Annotated in this window: 18 protein-coding genes; 2 read left to right on the top strand and 16 right to left on the bottom strand. The window is 68.4% G+C overall.

What is annotated here, in order from left to right:
* Window positions 1–22: 22 nt before the first annotated feature.
* The 7 genes from LC041_RS04600 to infC all read right to left on the bottom strand — a co-directional run bounded on the left by LC041_RS04600 (window position 23) and on the right by infC (window position 5,340).
* Window positions 23–988: a TAXI family TRAP transporter solute-binding subunit gene (locus LC041_RS04600; protein WP_226531760.1), complete on the bottom strand. Its 966-nt coding sequence runs from the start codon at window positions 986–988 to the stop codon at window positions 23–25.
* The gene (locus tag LC041_RS04595; protein WP_226531759.1) at window positions 985–2,361 is read right to left on the bottom strand and encodes a sensor histidine kinase; all 1,377 of its coding nucleotides are present in this window, start codon (window positions 2,359–2,361) and stop codon (window positions 985–987) included. The genes LC041_RS04600 and LC041_RS04595 overlap by 4 nt, the downstream gene beginning before the upstream one ends.
* 3 nt (window positions 2,362–2,364) lie before the next feature.
* On the bottom strand, window positions 2,365–3,036 hold the full coding sequence (locus LC041_RS04590; RefSeq protein ID WP_226531758.1) for a response regulator transcription factor: 672 nt from the start codon (window positions 3,034–3,036) through the stop codon (window positions 2,365–2,367).
* Between the two features lie 36 nt (window positions 3,037–3,072).
* Window positions 3,073–3,885 carry a TrmH family RNA methyltransferase gene (locus LC041_RS04585; RefSeq protein ID WP_226531757.1) on the bottom strand — a complete coding sequence of 271 codons (813 nt, stop codon included), beginning with the start codon at window positions 3,883–3,885 and terminating at the stop codon, window positions 3,073–3,075.
* 122 nt (window positions 3,886–4,007) lie between these two features.
* Window positions 4,008–4,394 carry a 50S ribosomal protein L20 gene (rplT, locus tag LC041_RS04580; protein ID WP_047524330.1) on the bottom strand — a complete coding sequence of 129 codons (387 nt, stop codon included), beginning with the start codon at window positions 4,392–4,394 and terminating at the stop codon, window positions 4,008–4,010.
* A gap of 33 nt (window positions 4,395–4,427) precedes the next feature.
* Window positions 4,428–4,622, bottom strand: a complete 195-nt coding sequence (gene rpmI / locus LC041_RS04575) for a 50S ribosomal protein L35 (RefSeq protein WP_116243323.1) — start codon at window positions 4,620–4,622, stop codon at window positions 4,428–4,430.
* Window positions 4,623–4,695: 73 nt separating this feature from the next.
* Window positions 4,696–5,340, bottom strand: a complete 645-nt coding sequence (gene infC, locus LC041_RS04570) for a translation initiation factor IF-3 (protein WP_308012745.1) — start codon at window positions 5,338–5,340, stop codon at window positions 4,696–4,698.
* A gap of 232 nt (window positions 5,341–5,572) precedes the next feature.
* On the opposite strand from infC, the gene LC041_RS04565 reads away from it, so the two are divergent.
* On the top strand, window positions 5,573–5,971 hold the full coding sequence (locus tag LC041_RS04565; RefSeq protein WP_226531756.1) for a DUF1844 domain-containing protein: 399 nt from the start codon (window positions 5,573–5,575) through the stop codon (window positions 5,969–5,971).
* Here LC041_RS04565 and LC041_RS04560 read toward each other — a convergent pair.
* The 7 genes from LC041_RS04560 to LC041_RS04530 all read right to left on the bottom strand — a co-directional run bounded on the left by LC041_RS04560 (window position 5,968) and on the right by LC041_RS04530 (window position 10,787).
* Complete coding sequence (locus LC041_RS04560; RefSeq protein ID WP_226531755.1) at window positions 5,968–6,381, bottom strand: hypothetical protein; 414 nt, start codon at window positions 6,379–6,381, stop codon at window positions 5,968–5,970. The genes LC041_RS04565 and LC041_RS04560 overlap by 4 nt on opposite strands.
* 22 nt (window positions 6,382–6,403) lie before the next feature.
* Window positions 6,404–7,201, bottom strand: a complete 798-nt coding sequence (locus LC041_RS04555; protein ID WP_226531754.1) for an SseB family protein — start codon at window positions 7,199–7,201, stop codon at window positions 6,404–6,406.
* Window positions 7,185–7,931, bottom strand: coding sequence for a bifunctional 1-(5-phosphoribosyl)-5-((5-phosphoribosylamino)methylideneamino)imidazole-4-carboxamide isomerase/phosphoribosylanthranilate isomerase PriA (gene priA, locus LC041_RS04550; RefSeq protein WP_226531753.1), 747 nt, complete (start codon window positions 7,929–7,931; stop codon window positions 7,185–7,187). Before priA ends, LC041_RS04555 begins: the two co-directional genes overlap by 17 nt.
* Window positions 7,932–8,034: 103 nt before the next feature.
* Window positions 8,035–8,670, bottom strand: coding sequence for an imidazole glycerol phosphate synthase subunit HisH (gene hisH, locus LC041_RS04545; protein ID WP_226531752.1), 636 nt, complete (start codon window positions 8,668–8,670; stop codon window positions 8,035–8,037).
* Complete coding sequence (hisB, locus tag LC041_RS04540) at window positions 8,667–9,284, bottom strand: imidazoleglycerol-phosphate dehydratase HisB (RefSeq protein WP_226531751.1); 618 nt, start codon at window positions 9,282–9,284, stop codon at window positions 8,667–8,669. Before hisB ends, hisH begins: the two co-directional genes overlap by 4 nt.
* Window positions 9,281–10,366: a histidinol-phosphate transaminase gene (locus LC041_RS04535; RefSeq protein ID WP_226531750.1), complete on the bottom strand. Its 1,086-nt coding sequence runs from the start codon at window positions 10,364–10,366 to the stop codon at window positions 9,281–9,283. Before LC041_RS04535 ends, hisB begins: the two co-directional genes overlap by 4 nt.
* Window positions 10,367–10,418: 52 nt before the next feature.
* Window positions 10,419–10,787, bottom strand: coding sequence for a LysM peptidoglycan-binding domain-containing protein (locus tag LC041_RS04530; RefSeq protein WP_226531749.1), 369 nt, complete (start codon window positions 10,785–10,787; stop codon window positions 10,419–10,421).
* A gap of 288 nt (window positions 10,788–11,075) precedes the next feature.
* Between LC041_RS04530 and lexA the strand changes: the two genes are divergently transcribed.
* A complete protein-coding gene (gene lexA / locus LC041_RS04525) occupies window positions 11,076–11,762 on the top strand; it encodes a transcriptional repressor LexA (protein WP_226531748.1) in 687 nt (228 codons plus the stop codon).
* An 87-nt stretch (window positions 11,763–11,849) separates the two neighbouring features.
* Here lexA and metE read toward each other — a convergent pair whose 3' ends face one another.
* Window positions 11,850–14,159, bottom strand: coding sequence for a 5-methyltetrahydropteroyltriglutamate--homocysteine S-methyltransferase (gene metE, locus LC041_RS04520; RefSeq protein WP_226531747.1), 2,310 nt, complete (start codon window positions 14,157–14,159; stop codon window positions 11,850–11,852).
* Window positions 14,160–14,180: 21 nt separating this feature from the next.
* Complete coding sequence (locus LC041_RS04515) at window positions 14,181–15,128, bottom strand: methylenetetrahydrofolate reductase (RefSeq protein WP_226531746.1); 948 nt, start codon at window positions 15,126–15,128, stop codon at window positions 14,181–14,183.
* Window positions 15,129–15,206 lie beyond the last annotated feature (78 nt).

Below are 15,206 nucleotides of genomic sequence, written 5' to 3'. Positions count from 1 at the left end.
TTCTTGAGGATTTCTTGAGCCGTCAGCCGCGGAAGTCCCGGTAGTAGTCGATCGCGCCCGGATGCAACGGCACCGGGGCGGTGAAGATCGCGGAGCGCCGGTCCAGCAGCGCGGCCGTCGGCACCTCCGCAGCGAGACGCAGACGCGCTTCGAACAGCCCGGCGAGGATGTCCCTCGCGACGGGGCCCGGGGTGGCGGACGCGGTGACGAGATAGTTCGGCACCGCCATCGTCGGCGCTGAGGCGACGAGTCCATAGGTCCCCGCCGGGACCTCCGCCGGCCGGTACGCGTGCGAATACCGGTCGTTCACCTCGTTCACCCACTCCTGCTCGATCGGGAGCAACCGGACGGGCGATGTCTCGGCGAGTTCCGCCACACCGGGTGTGGGCAGTCCACCGACCCAGAAGAAGCCGTCGATCTCTCCCCGCTGCACCGCGTCGATGGACTCGCTGAGATCGAGTTGCGGGTTCCGGATCGCGGCGGTGTCGACGCCGGCCGCGTCCAGCACCCGCCCTGCGATCACCGTCACCCCGGAGTTCTCAGCCCCGAGCGAGATCGTCCGCCCCGCCAGGTCGCCGATGGAGTCGATCTCCGAGTCCGCGCGCACGACGATCTGCACGTACTCGTCGTACAGACGCGCGAGGGCCTGCACCGGCAGCGGGTCATCGAACGCGCCCGTTCCCGCCACGGCATCCGCGGCTGCGTCGCCCTGGGCGAAGCCGATCAGGGCTTCTCCGGAGCTCACGCGCAACAGGTTGTCGACGGATCCGGCCGTCTCCCGGGCCGACATCGCGATGTCCAGAGATCCCGACAACTCCTCGGCGAGATGGCTGCCGTACTCGTAGTACACGCCGGTGGACCCGCCCGCGGCGATCGCGTACTCCCCGTCCGTCCATTCGGCGGCGCGCTGACTGCACGCGGCCAGCGTTCCCACCAGGACGAGCGAGAGGAGGACCGCGCCGAGCCGCCGGGACATCGTCGTGGTCATGGCGTCGTCCTGTCATGGAGAAGCAGCGAGACGACGAGACCGCCGCCCTCGGCCGACGAGACCGTCAGCTCTCCGCCGACGGTCTCGAGCAGGTCGCTGGCGATCGCGAGCCCCAGACCGGAGCCGGGAGTGTCCTGCGTGTCGGCGTTCCGCCAGAACCTGTCCGTGGCCGTAGCCGCCTGTTCCGGAGTCAGCCCGGGCCCGTCATCGCGGACCGTGACCCGGCAGACGTCACCCGAGCGCTCCGCACCGACCTCGATCCGAGAGCCGTCCGGGGAGAACTTCACGGCATTGTCGATGACGGCGTCCAGCGCGCTCTCCACGATCGTCCGGTCCGTCACGCTCATGACCGGCGACTCCCCCGACGCCTGCACGGAGATCCCCCGTTGCTCAGCCACCTCGCGCCAGGCGTCCAGGCGACGAGCGGCCAGGGTCGTCAGGTCGACCGCAGAGATGGTCGAGTCGGTGCGTCCGCCGCGGGCGAGACCGAGCAACGTCTCCAGGATCCGCGTCATCCGGCGCCCCTCCTCCCGCGTCTCCTCGACGTCGTCATCCCATTCGCGTCCGAGCCCGGTCGCGAGGTGCTCGACGCGCAGCAGCAGGGCGTTGAGGGGATTTCGCAACTCGTGCGAGGCGTTGAGCGCGAACTCCTGCTGCCGCGTCATCACCCGCTCGATCTGGTCGGCCATCCCGTTGAACACCCTGGCCATGCGACGCAGCTCCGGAGGACCGGCGTCCTCCGCGACACGCGCATCCATCTCGCCGCGCTCGATCGCCACCATCGCTTCGTCGAGCCGCCCGACCGGCGAGAGGACCCACCGGGCGAGGCGGAACACCAGCAGCAGTCCGAGGGCGATCAACGCGAGAGCGATGGCGGAGATGAGCAGAAGCTGTTGCAGGATCGCCGCGCGCGGCGCGTCGGCGTCACCGGCGACCAGCACCGCACCGATCACGTCCCCGTCGTCGAAGACCGGCTCGGCGAGGGCCGAATCGGCGACCGTCCACGGGTACACCGCAGCGGGTTGCTCCGCGCGCCGGCCGGACAACGCCAGTCTGACTCGTTCGGCGTCCTCCTCCGCGAGCACCCCCGTGTCGTCGTCACTCGCCGCCCAGATACTCCCGCCCAGGTCGAACACCGTGACCTCGATCCCGTAGACCTCCCGGAATCTCGCCGCCTCCGCCTCGATCACCGCAGCGCTGCCGGAGCGGAGCGCCTGTCGAGCGCTCGTGACGAAGTAGCCGAGATCGCCGAGCTGTTGCGTGTAGAAGGCCTGCTGCACACTGCGCGCGGCGCTCCAGCCCGCGGCACCCCCCAGCGCGACCAGGATCGCCACCAGCGGCACGAGGAAGACGATGACCAGACGCCTGCGCACGGCTCAGGACCCCGCAAGCCGGTAACCGACTCCACGCACGGTCTCGATGAGGCCCCGGGCGCCGCTCTTCTTCCGGATCGCCCCGACGTGCACTTCGAGGGAATGTCCGAAGCCCCGCCAATCGGTGTTCCACACCTCGCGGATCAGGCGTTCCTTCGGCACGGCGACGCCAGGATAGCGCGCGAGCACAGCGATGATGTCAAACTCCTTGCGCGTCAGCTCGATAGGCACACCGTCGACAGACAGCTGACGTGCCACGAGATCGATCTGCAGCTCACCGCCGTGCAGGAGCACTCGCGCGTCGGACTCCGGACGTATCGGACGCGAACGTCGCGTCACGGCTTCGATCCTCGCGAGCAGCTCGTGGACGTCGTAGGGCTTCACGACGAAGTCATCGGCTCCTGCGCGCAGCCCCTTGATACGCTCGGCGACCTGATTGCGTGCCGTCACGATCACGATCGGCACCTCGGACCGTCCGCGGATGCGGCGACACAGATCGATGCCGTCGACGTCGGGAAGCCCCAGGTCGAGGAGGACGACCTCGGTGTCCGCCCCGAGGAGCTCGAGCGCCACCGCTCCGTTCGCCGCACGAACCGTGGCATAGCCCGAGCGCGCGAGGAACGCTTCGAGCGCGCCGGCGACACGGTCGTCGTCTTCGACGATCAGAATCCTCATCGACTCGGCTTCCTGCTTCCTTCGCGTGCCGGCGGGTCAGCCGGCAGCCTCAGCCCGCTGCGCGAAGGCGCTCTCATACAGGCACACGCTGGCGGCGGTCGCCAGGTTGAGAGACTCGGCACGACCGAAGATCGGCAGCTTCAGCACGCGATCGGCGAGCGCGAGCGCGTCGTCCTCAAGACCCCGGGCCTCGTTGCCGAAGAGCCAGCCGGTCGGCTCAGCGAGAGCACCTTCCGCTCGGGCGTCGAGCAGATCGTCGCCCTTCACATCCGCCGCGAGAATGCGCAGGCCCGCCGCGTGAGCGCGGGTGACGACATCGGCGAGGTCACCACCGACGGAGACCGGGAGGTGGAACAGCGACCCGGTCGTGGCGCGCACGACCTTCGGGTTGTACGGGTCGACGGTTCGGCCCGTCAACACGACCGCGTCGGCACCCGCGGCATCGGCCGCGCGGATGATCGTGCCCAGGTTGCCGGGATCACGCACCTCCTCACAGATCGCCACGAGTCGCGGCGACGCATCGAAGATGTCACGCACCGACGTCGGAGTCTGGTGGACGACCGCGACCAATCCCTGCGGCGTCACTGTGTCGGCCATCGCGTTGAGCACGTACTCGGTCACGTACTCGACGTCGATGTCAGCTTCGGCGGCTTTCATCCGGATGTCGGGGTGCTTCTCCCAGCCGCTCGGCGTCGCGAACAGCTCGACGATCGCCTCCGGTCGGTAGGTGAGCGCCTCGCGGACGGACTGCGGCCCCTCGAGGAGGAACAAGCCGGTCTCGGTGCGCGCGCTGCGCTTGGTCAGCTTGGCGACGGCACGGACTCGGGGCGAACGCGGGTTCTCCAGCACGATCACAGTCTAGGCAACGCACAGCGCGTTGCCGCACCATCGGGAGACATGGTTCCCGCCTCATCGCCGGACAACGCAACAGGGCGCCCTCCCGAAGGAGAGCGCCCTGTGTGAAGAGGTGCTTACGCAGCCGACTTCGGCGCGTTGACGTCGGAGGGCAGAGCCTTCTTCGCCGTCTCGACCAGCGTGGTGAACGTCGCTGCGTCGTTGATCGCGAGATCGGCGAGCATACGACGGTCGACCGTGACACCCGCGAGGCCGAGGCCCTGGATGAAGCGGTTGTACGTCATGCCGTTCTGGCGAGCCGCAGCGTTGATGCGCTGGATCCACAGACGACGGAAGTCGCCCTTGCGCTTACGACGGTCCCGGTACGAGTAGACCAGGGAGTGGATGACCTGCTCCTTGGCCTTCCGGTAGAGGCGCGAACGCTGACCGCGGTAACCGGAGGCGCGCTCGAGGATGACCCGGCGCTTCTTGTGGGCGTTTACTGCCCGCTTGACTCTTGCCATTTTCCTGTGTTCCTATTCGTGCGTTCGGGCGCGTCAGCGGCCGAGAAGCTTGTTCGCGACCTTGGTGTCAGCCTTCGACAGCACCTGGTCCTGGTTCAGACGACGGGTGCGACGGCTCGACTTGTGCTCGAGGTTGTGGCGCATCCCGGCCTGCTGCTTCTTCAGCTTTCCGCTGCCGGTGATCTTGAAGCGCTTCTTAGCACCCGAGTGGGTCTTCTGCTTCGGCATCTTCTCTTCCTTCGTATGGCGCCTTCTCAGGCGACGGTGTCAACCCGCGGTGCGGGAGTTCTGGGGGCGGGAGCTACTCCGCCGGAGTTGCGGCCGGGGCGTCGGCCTTCGCGTCGCGAGCAGCCTGCTTCTTGTCGGCGCGCTGCGCATCGCGGACGGCGTTCTGCTCCTGCTTGGCCTCGGACTTGCTCTTGAGCGGCGCGACGACCATGACCATGTTGCGACCATCGATGGTCGGGTTCGACTCGACGGTGCCGAACTCGGCCACGTCTTCGGCGAACTTGCGCAGCAGACGCACACCCTGCTCGGGACGAGACTGCTCGCGCCCACGGAACAGGATCATGGCCTTGACCTTGTCGCCCGCCTTGAGGAAGCCCTCGGCACGCTTGAGCTTGGTCGTGTAGTCGTGAGCCTCGATCTTCAGACGGAAGCGGACTTCCTTGAGGATCGTGTTCGCCTGGTTGCGGCGAGCTTCCTTTTCCTTCTGGGCGGCCTCGTACTTGAACTTGCCGTAGTCCATGATCTTGACGACGGGCGGCTTCGAGTTCGGGGCGACCTCGACGAGGTCGAGATCGGCTTCCTGCGCGAGGCGCAGCGCGGCCTCGATGCGGACGACGCCGATCTGCTCACCCGCGGGGCCGACGAGGCGGACCTCGGGGACGCGGATGCGCTCATTGGTACGGGGATCGCTGATGCGGAGCTCCTTAGACGATGTGATTCGGCCACCGTGACACTCTCTGCATCACGGGCGAAATCGGAATCGTCCCCGCCCACCGGCATTCAGACGCCGGCTCCGCACCCTGTCTACCGGGTCCGTCCTTGCGAACGGAGCCGGCGGAGTGCAAGACCCGGTAGCCTTGAACGGCAAGCGCGGGTGGGAAGTGAATCCTCTTTCGATCCGGGGCATGACGCTCCGGAGCCCGCCAAAGTCTAACAGAAAGCAAGGCGAAGTGACGAACCAGGCATCGGACGAGGCTGCACGCGAGCGCGAAGAGCGCTGGGCACGTCAGGAGGAGGCCGCGTCGTCGGCCACCCGAGACATCGCCGATGTGCCCGCGGTCGAGGTGATCACGACCGCAGCCGTGCACCTGATGAGCGCGGCGGCCGTCAAACTCGGCCTCGCCGACGATCCAGATGCGGCAGCCCAGATCGACCTGGATGAGGCACGCAAGCTCATCAACGCCCTCGCCGGTCTCATCACGGCGGGCGCACCCGAGATCAGCGACATGCATGCGCGTTCGCTGCGTGACGGCCTCCGCTCGCTGCAGCTCGCCTTCCGCGAGGCCTCCTCCATTCCCGACCCGATCGGCAAGGGGCCCGGCGAGAAGTGGACCGGTCCGGTCACCTAAGGCTCGAGCTTCACCGACTCCGCCGTGGAGGGGCCTGGGCACTGACCGCCCGAATGCGTCCAGGAGATCTCCTGATCCGACTCGTGGATGAGTGCTCCTTCGGCATCGAAGAGACGAACCTCGATGATCTGCGGTGTGTACATGTCGAGCGCGAGGCTCCAGGTGCCGTCGTCCTGAGGAACGGCCTCGAAGGCGTTGCTCCGCGAGCTCGGCTCGTCGCCCGGCGCGGGTGAGCACTCGTCCTCGACGCAGAACTGCAGCGCGACGGCCTCAGGAACGGCGCTGACGTCGACGAGCACCGTGCTGATGTATCCGACCGTCGTGCACGCGACAGCACATCCGGTCGCTGCCGTCATCGCTCCTGCCACGAGCGCGAGGGCGGCGAGTGAGCGCGACACAGGACGGGGCATGTCCCGAGCGTAGCGAATGCGCTCAGACGCTGCGGCGGAGCTTCACCGTGAGGGAATCGGCCAGCACCGCGATCCGATCGTCGGCAGCCCAGCGCTGAGCGAGACGGGCGAGAACCGCATCGAGAACCTCGCGCTCGAGCCCGTCGACGAGTTCGAGCACGACGATCAGCTCCGGGCCGCGCAGACGCGCATCCGGGTCACCGGGCGCGACGGACGCATCGATCACGGCCAGCTCGTGCGCCACGCTCTCCTGCAGCGCCGTGAAGACCTCGGCGGAGAGGAAGCTCGGTTCCCATCGCTGCTCCTGCGCGATCGCCCAGACCGCGGGACGCCGGATGACGAACTCGGTTTCGGAGGTCGGGTCGAGGACGATGAGGTCGGTGTCGTCCGCGGATGCCGCCAACGCGGCGCGAAGAGCCTCGACGGGGATGGGACGAGCCGACGGATCCCATGCCTGCATGGCCGTCACCGAGGAGAACACGGGCTGCACCCGGCGCCCATCGGGGGCGGCCACCGTGACGATCGAGAGCTCCTGCGTCTTGTCGACGGCGAGACCGTTCGGCGCGACGCCCTCCTCACCCTTCTCTGCGATGAGCGGGATCAGCACGCGCGCGGAACGGAAGGCATCGACGACCTCGACCTGGCTTCCCTCCCCCGCACGGAAGCGGAGCAGCGCGGCCAGCAGGGCGGGGTCGGCCGAGCCGTCGTCCGTCGCGTGCGGGTTCGACTCGAAGCTGCGCCCCTCCCAGGGCACACCAGCCGAGTCACCGTGGTTGTGCGACTCGGGCCCGCACGCGTGCGCGTCAGTCTCCTGCGACATCCAGCGCCTCAGCCAGTGTGAAGGCGCCGGCGTAGAGTGCCTTGCCGACGATCGCGCCCTCGACACCCAGCGGCACGAGAGCACGGAGTGCGGCGATGTCGTCGAGGTTCGAGATACCACCGGATGCGACGACGGGCTTCGGCGTGCGAGCGGTGACCTCGCGCAGCAGCTCGAGGTTGGGACCGCGAAGCGTGCCGTCCTTGGTCACGTCCGTGACGACGTAACGGCTGCAGCCAGCGTCTTCCAGACGGCCGAGTACCTCCCAGAGATCCCCGCCTTCCTTGGTCCATCCGCGGGCGGCGAGCGTCGTACCGCGCACGTCCAGGCCGACCGCGATCGCCTCGCCGTACCGTCCGATCACGTCGGCGGCCCACTCGGGGTTCTCGAGCGCGGCGGTGCCCAGATTGATCCTGGTCGCACCGCTCTCGAGAGCCGCCTCCAGCGTCGCGTCATCGCGGATGCCGCCGGACAGCTCGATGTCGACGCCCTTGAACTGCTTGATGACCTTGCGAAGGATCGGCGCGTTGCTCCCCCGACCGAACGCCGCATCGAGGTCGACGAGATGGATCCACTTCGCGCCCTGCGCCGCCCACTCACCGGCCGCGTCCAACGGGTCGCCGTAACTGGTCTCGGTCCCGGCCTCGCCCTGGGTCAGCCGGACGGCCTTGCCCCCGGCGACATCGACCGCGGGAAGGAGCGTGAGCGAGGGAGACTGCGCGAAGTCGTTCATGGATTCCTTGGTTCGGGAAGCTCGGCGGCCCGGAGCGGGCACGAGAACCGAGGGTAGTCCGCCCGGGGGCGGGTGACAAAACGGATGACGTCCGCGACCGGGGTCAGAGGCTGCCGATCCAGTTGCGCAAGAGCTGGATACCCGCTTCGCCGGACTTCTCCGGGTGGAACTGGGTGGCAGAGAGTGGACCGTTCTCGACGGCGGCCAGGAACGGATCACCGTACGTCGTCCAGGTGAGGACCGGCTGCGGGAACGGCGGGATCACGTCGAGCTCCCACGCCTGAGCAGCATAGGAATGCACGAAGTAGAACCGTTCCTTCTCGAGCCCGCGGAACAGGATGCTGTCCGCGCCGGGCTCGACCGTGTTCCACCCCATATGCGGCAGCACGGGGGCGTTCAGTTCGGTGACCGCTCCCGGCCACTCCCCGAGCCCCTCCGTGTCGTGTCCGCGCTCGACGCCATGCTCGAACAGCACCTGCATGCCGACGCAGATCCCGAGCACCGGTCGCCCACCGGCCAACCGACGCCCGATGATCTCGTCTCCACCGTGGGTGCGCAGTGCCTCACGGACGGCCTGGAACGCCCCGACTCCCGGAACGAGAAGTCCGTCGGCCTCGAGCGCCGTCTGGCGGTCTCGTGTCAGCACCGCTTCCGCGCCCGCCTCGGCCAGCGCCTTCACTGCCGAATGGACGTTGCCGGAGTCGTAGTCGAAGACGGCGACGCGCGGTGCGCTGCTCACAGTGCGCCCTTGGTCGACGGGATTCCGTCGACCAGCGGGTCCAGAGCCTTCGCCTGGCGGAAGGCGCGTGCGAAAGCCTTGTACTCGGCCTCGGCGATGTGGTGGGGGTCGCGGCCTCCGAGGACGCGCACGTGCACCGTCAGTCCCGCGTTGAAAGCGATGGCCTCGAACGAGTGGCGTACGAGGGAGCCCGTGAAGTGTCCGCCGATGAGGTGGTGCTCGAACCCGGCCGGCTCCCCCGTGTGCACGAGATACGGCCGCCCGGAGATGTCGACGACCGCCTGCGCGAGTGCTTCATCGAGGGGCACGAGCGCGTCGCCGTAGCGGGAGATGCCCGACTTGTCACCGAGCGCTTCGAGGATGGCCTGCCCGAGCACGATCGACACGTCTTCGACCGTGTGGTGCGCGTCGATGTCGGTGTCGCCCGAGGCCCGCACCGTCAAGTCGGTGAGCGAGTGCTTCGCGAAGGCGGTGAGCATGTGGTCGAAGAACGGCACCGACGTGTCGATGCGGCTCGCACCGGTCCCATCGAGGTTCAGCTCGAGCTCGACGGTGGACTCCGACGTGCTGCGCACACGGTTGGCGGTGCGCGGGGTCAGTGCGAGGCTGCTCATGATGCCGATCCTATCGAGGCCAGGGCGTCCAGGAAGGCGGTGGTCTCGGACTCCGTTCCCGCGCTCACCCGAAGGTGTCCGGGTATGCCGACGTCGCGCACCAGGACACCACGGTCATACAGCTGTTGCCACGTCGCACGCGGATCGACCACCCCTCCGAAGAGGACGAAGTTCGACCACGTCTCATGCGGCGTGTAGCCGAGCGCCTCCAGGGTCGCCGTGATCCGGTCGCGCTGCTCGACGATCTCCTCGACCATGCCGAGCATCACGTCGGCGTTGCGCAGCGCGGCGACGGCCGCCGCCTGGGTGAGGGCACTGAGGTGATACGGCAATCGCACCAGGCGCAGGGCGTCGATGAAAGCGGGATCGGCGGCGAGATAACCCACCCGCGCGCCCGCGAACGCGAACGCCTTGCTCATGGTGCGCGAGACCGCGAGCCGCGGCCGTCCGTCGAGCAGAGTCAACGCCGAGAGGGCGTCACGCGGAGCGAACTCCTGATACGCCTCGTCGACGACGACGACACCGCGCGCGGCCTCGTAGACGGCTTCGACCACTTCGAGGCCGAGCGGCGTGCCGGTCGGGTTGTTCGGCGAGCAGAGGATGACCACATCGGGATCTGCGGCGCGCACCTGCTCCGCTGCGTCCTCCGGTGTGATGGTGTAGTCGGGTTCGCGGGTACCGGCCACCCACCGGGCACCCGTTCCTTGCGCGATGAGCGGGTACATCGAGTACGTGGGCGCGAATCCGAAGGCGGTCCGCCCCGGGCCGCCGAAGGCCTGCAGGATGTGCTGCAAGACCTCGTTGGACCCGTTGCCTGCCCAGATCTGGTCGGCAGTGAGCCCATGGCCGAGGTACTCCGCGAACGCCTCACGAAGCGTCGTGAACTCCCGATCCGGGTACCGATTCACATCACGGATCGCCACCGCGATGTCGTCGAGGATGTCGCTCGCGACGGCGTCCGGAATCGGGTGGGTGTTCTCATTGACATTGAGAGCGACCGGGAGAGGAGCCTGCGGGGCGCCGTACGGCTTCAATTCGCGAAGATCGTCACGGAGCGGCAGATCGTGGAGGGAGAGCGTCACCCTTCCCATGCTAGGCCGCCGGTCGAGCGGATGACGCACATTTCGAGGGGGCTCAGTCCACGTACTGGGCCGGGATCGCGAGCTCCTGACCGATCTGGAGCTCACCTCCGCGGAGCAGGTTCATCCGACTGATCTCTCCGATGACGACGCGCGGGTCTGCGTTCGGTGCGACCTCGGTCGCGATCGACCACAGTGTGTCCCCCGGGAGAACCGTCATCCTCTCGACACTCGCGGCGGGCGCATCCACGCCGGAAGCGATGGCGCTGCCACCGCTGAGCGCCGCGAAAGCGATTCCGACGGCCAGCGGCACGGCGGCGAGAGCGAGCAGCACACCGCGACCACGCGCCGTCAGCCGCAGTCTCGTGGCGGGACGTGCGGGTGCCGTGATGACCGTTGCGGTGCTGACGCTGATGCTGCTCATGTCGTGCTCCTTAGCCTGTCTCGGGGCTGCTGACCCTGAGGAAGTTGGCGTAGCGTTCGCATTCCCGCCTCGGCCGGGAGCCGTGAATGCGAAGCTACGTTCCGAAGGTATCTTCGAGTTCGAACATCTGTCAAGTGTTCTTCGAAACCGGAAACGCGATTCGGCCGACACGCTCGAACAGATCTTCCAGATCGGCCCGTTTCTCGGATACGGTTTCGATGAGAACACCACATCACGGGCCTCCGACATTCGAAGAGCGAACGTCGGATCACGCACTGAAGGAGCACGATGAGCGAGAACTCAGCCCCCGAGTCGGAGGCACCGCGAACGCGCCGTCGCAAGAGCCTGAGCCCGAAGCAGATGGCGATCCTCGAGGTCATCCAGAACTCGATCGCCCACCACGGCTACCCGCCGAGCATGCGGGAGATCGGTGATGCCGTCGGCCTCAAATCCCTCTCGAGCGTGACGCACCAGCTCGGCCAGCTCGAACTCAGCGGCTACCTGCGGCGCGATCCCGGCAAGACGCGCGCGATGGAGGTCCTGATCGATCTCCCCGGCGCGGGCGCTGAGAATCCTGCCGACGTCGCGACGCCCGTCGGCGACGCCGCCCTCGTCCCCCTGGTCGGACGCATCGCCGCGGGTGTGCCCATCACGGCGGACCAGCAGGTGGAGGAGATCTTCCCCCTGCCTCGCCAACTGGTCGGCAAGGGCGACCTGTTCATGCTCAAGGTCTCCGGCGAATCGATGATCGACGCCGCGATCTGCGACGGCGACTGGGTCGTCGTCCGCTCCCAGAACAACGCGGAGAACGGCGAGATCGTGGCAGCGATGCTCGACGGCGAGGCCACCGTCAAGGTGCTGCGCCGTCGCGACGGTCACACCTGGCTCCTCCCCCGCAACTCGTCGTTCGAGCCGATTCTCGGCGACGAGGCCGTGGTGCTCGGCAAGGTCGTGGCCGTACTCCGGGCGGTCTGAGGCCCCCATACAGCGTCGAGGCCCCCTCTCAGATACGTTCCTGAGAGGGGGCCTCGACGCTGTGTGGGGGTGCCGACGCGGTCCGAGTTACGCGCGGACGCTCACGTCCTCGCGCACCCGACGCGTCGCCTCGACGATGTTGCGCAGCGACGCCGTCGTCTCGTCGTATCCGCGGGTCTTCAGGCCGCAGTCGGGATTCACCCAGAGCTGACGCGTCGGAATCTCCTCCACAGCTCGACGCAGCAGCGACTCGACCTCCTCGACCGTCGGCACGCGCGGCGAGTGGATGTCGTAGACGCCCGGTCCGATGCCGTGGTCGAACCCGACCTCGGCGATGTCGGCGACGACCTCCATGCGACTGCGCGCCGCCTCGATCGAGGTCACGTCGGCATCGAGCGCCCGGATCGCATCGATCACGACGCCGAACTCCGAGTAGCAAAGGTGCGTGTGCACCTGCGTACCCGCGGCTGCACCGCCCGTCGCGAGTCGGAACGAGTCCACGGACCAGCGGAGGTACGCGGGCTGGTCCGCCGTCTTCAGCGGCAGGAGCTCGCGCAGGGCGGGCTCGTCGACCTGGATGATCGCGATGCCGGCCTTCTCCAGATCGGCGATCTCGTCGCGCAGGGCCAACGCGACCTGATTCGCGGTCTCACCCAGCGGCTGGTCATCGCGTACGAACGACCAGGCGAGGATCGTCACGGGTCCCGTGAGCATGCCCTTCAGGTGCTTGCTCGTCAACGACTGCGCGTACGCGGACCAGCCCACCGTGATCGGCGCCGGGCGCGACACGTCGCCCCAGAGGATCGACGGACGAGTGGCCCTGGAGCCGTACGACTGCACCCAGCCGTTCTCCGTCACCGCGAAGCCGTCGAGGTTCTCCGCGAAGTACTGAACCATGTCGTTGCGCTCGGGCTCGCCGTGAACCAGCACGTCGAGGCCGAGGTCCTCCTGCAGGGCGACGACGCTCGCCACCTCACGGCGCAGGAAGTCGTCGTAGTCCTCGGCCGGGATCTCGCCGCGCGTGAACCGAGCGCGAGCCCGACGGATGTCTCCCGTCTGAGGAAAAGAGCCGATGGTCGTCAACGGCAGCACGGGCAGGCCGAGCGCTTCCTGCGCCGCCTCCCGCTCCTCGTAACCCACGCGGGAGAAGTCGGCCGCACCGAGCACGCGATCGCGAACGGCACCGTCTCGGACGCCCGGTGCTGCGAGCCGATCAGCCAACGCGGCGGACGACGCGTCGAGCTCGGCGGCGATCGCGTCGCGGCCGGCCGTGAGCCCGCGGGCGAGCACGCCGACCTGCTGGACCTTCTGGTCGGCGAAGGCCAGCCAGGAGACCAGACGCTCGTCGAGCCGGGACTCATCGGTCACATCGTGGGGCACGTGCAGCAGCGACGTCGAGGTCGATGCCGAGACGGCGGCACCCAGCGCACGGAGGGTCTCGAGCCGGTCGAACGCCTGCGCCAGGTCACCGCGCCAGATGTTGTGCCCGTCGACCACGCCACCGACGAGGGTCTTGCCCTCGAGGCCAGCTGCCGGAGCGGGGACGCCACCGCGCACCAGGTCGACGGCGATCGCTTCGATCGGCGCTGCCGCGAGCACCGGGAAGACAGCGCCCAGAGCCGCGTACGGAGCGGCGACGAGGATCGCGGGTCGTTCCGTCGCACCACCGAGCACCTCCAGCGCTCGAGCCGCGGCATCCGACAGCTGAGCCACGGACACGGGGAGCGACTCGCTCACGAGCGCCGGCTCATCGAGCTGCACCCACTCGGCTCCCGCCGCACGGAGTCGCGCCAGCAGCTCCGCGTAGACCGGAAGCACGTCGTCGAGCCGCGACAGCGGGTCGAAGCCCTGCGGCGCGTCGTCGGAGGCTTTCGCCAGCGCGAGGAGCGTGACCGGGCCCACGATGACCGGTCGAGTGATCAGTCCCCCCTCGGCGGCCTCGGCGACCTCCCGGACGAGGCGGTCACTGGACAGCGAGAACACGGTCTCCGGGCCGATCTCCGGAACGAGGTAGTGGTAGTTGGAGTCGAACCACTTGGTCATCTCGAGCGGCGCCCGGTCGCCCTCTCCTCGGGCGATCGTGAAGTACGCGGGGAGCCCCACGGTGCCGTCGACGCTGCGGAGGTCTTCAAAACGCGTCGGGATGGCCCCGACGGTCACCGCGGCATCGAGCACCTGGTCGTAGTACGAGAAGGACTCCGGAATCGCGGAGTCCTTCCGCCCCAGACCCAACTCGGCGAGACGTTCGCGCGTCGACGCGCGCAACTCCCGGGAGGTCCGTTCGAGCTCCACCTCGTCGATGCGGCCCGCCCAGAACGCCTCGACGGCTTTCTTGAGCTCGCGGCGGCGGCCGATGCGGGGGTAGCCGAGGATGGTGCCCTCGGGGAATGCGGTCATGGTCTTTCCTTTCGGCGGGGTCTAGCGGCGCAGGGCCGGGAGGATCCCGGCTTCTGCGAGGACGGTGAGGACGGTCTCGTGCTGGTTGAAGGCGTAGAGGTGCACGCCGGGCGCTCCCCCGGCCACGACGTCGCGGGCCAGTCGCGCCGCCCATTCGATGCCGATCTCGCGCCGACCTTCCGCAGTCGGCTCGACGTCGAGCGCGATGGCGAGCTCGCTCGGCAGGTCCTCTCCCGTGAGCTCGAGCACACGCGTGAGCCGCGCCGGTGAGGTGATCGGCATGATGCCGGGGAGGATCGGGATCGTCACCCCGGCGCTGCGGGCCCGTTCGACGAACGCGAGGTAGTCATCGGGGTGGAAGAAGAGCTGCGTGATCGCGAAGGTCGCCCCGGCCGCCTGCTTCGCGAGCAGCGCTTCCACATCCTGCGTGCGGTGCGTGGCGCGGGGATGCCCCTTCGGGAACGCGGCGACCGCGATGTTCACCTTGCGGCGCGGATCGACCCTGGCGGCACCGGGGAGTCCGGGAACGGGCGCCTCCTCGTACGGCGCACGCTCCGCCTGCACACGGTCGATCAACTGCACGAGCTGGGCCGCGCTCTCCAAGTCGCCGAGGTAGTCCTCGGTCTTCCCCGCGGGCGGGTCGCCGCGCAGGGCGAGAAAGCTCAGGATGCCGGCATCGAGGAACTCACGGATCAGCGTCGCCGCGCCCGCATAGCTGTTGCCGACGCAGGTCAGGTGCGCGAGCGGCTCGACGTCGGTCTGCGTGCGGATGAACCGGAGCACGTCGAGCGAGCGCCCGCCGGTGGAACCGCCCGCGCCGTACGTGACCGAGAGGAAGTCCGGACCTGCTGCGGCGAGGCGCCGGACGGTGTCGTGCAGCGCCTCCTCGCTCGACGCCGAACGCGGCGGATAGAGCTCGAAGGAGAACGGCACGCGAGGAGCGCCTGAGGTCTCGGTCTCGAAAGACATCTTCTCTCCTGGGGACAAGTCGGGCCGGGGACCGCGCACGACACAGAGAGCGTCGTTCGCGGGCGGGTGCCGGGCTCG

This window comes from Microbacterium paraoxydans, from assembly GCF_020524545.1.
In the GTDB taxonomy this organism is placed as follows: Bacteria; Actinomycetota; Actinomycetes; order Actinomycetales; family Microbacteriaceae; genus Microbacterium; species Microbacterium paraoxydans_C.
This window is presented reverse-complemented; position numbering and strand designations above follow the sequence as displayed.

Excerpts from the sequence above, each read along its gene's own strand:
- LC041_RS04600 (WP_226531760.1), bottom strand. The coding sequence starts at position 988 with ATGACCACGACGATGTCCCGGCGGCTCGGCGCGGTCCTCCTCTCGCTC.
- LC041_RS04590 (WP_226531758.1), bottom strand. The coding sequence starts at position 3,036 with ATGAGGATTCTGATCGTCGAAGACGACGACCGTGTCGCCGGCGCGCTC.
- rplT (WP_047524330.1), bottom strand. The coding sequence starts at position 4,394 with ATGGCAAGAGTCAAGCGGGCAGTAAACGCCCACAAGAAGCGCCGGGTC.
- rpmI (WP_116243323.1), bottom strand. The coding sequence starts at position 4,622 with ATGCCGAAGCAGAAGACCCACTCGGGTGCTAAGAAGCGCTTCAAGATC.
- LC041_RS04560 (WP_226531755.1), bottom strand. The coding sequence starts at position 6,381 with ATGCCCCGTCCTGTGTCGCGCTCACTCGCCGCCCTCGCGCTCGTGGCA.
- LC041_RS04555 (WP_226531754.1), bottom strand. The coding sequence starts at position 7,201 with ATGTCGCAGGAGACTGACGCGCACGCGTGCGGGCCCGAGTCGCACAAC.
- priA (WP_226531753.1), bottom strand. The coding sequence starts at position 7,931 with ATGAACGACTTCGCGCAGTCTCCCTCGCTCACGCTCCTTCCCGCGGTC.
- hisB (WP_226531751.1), bottom strand. The coding sequence starts at position 9,284 with ATGAGCAGCCTCGCACTGACCCCGCGCACCGCCAACCGTGTGCGCAGC.
- LC041_RS04530 (WP_226531749.1), bottom strand. The coding sequence starts at position 10,787 with ATGAGCAGCATCAGCGTCAGCACCGCAACGGTCATCACGGCACCCGCA.
- lexA (WP_226531748.1), top strand. The coding sequence starts at position 11,076 with ATGAGCGAGAACTCAGCCCCCGAGTCGGAGGCACCGCGAACGCGCCGT.
- metE (WP_226531747.1), bottom strand. The coding sequence starts at position 14,159 with ATGACCGCATTCCCCGAGGGCACCATCCTCGGCTACCCCCGCATCGGC.
- LC041_RS04515 (WP_226531746.1), bottom strand. The coding sequence starts at position 15,128 with ATGTCTTTCGAGACCGAGACCTCAGGCGCTCCTCGCGTGCCGTTCTCC.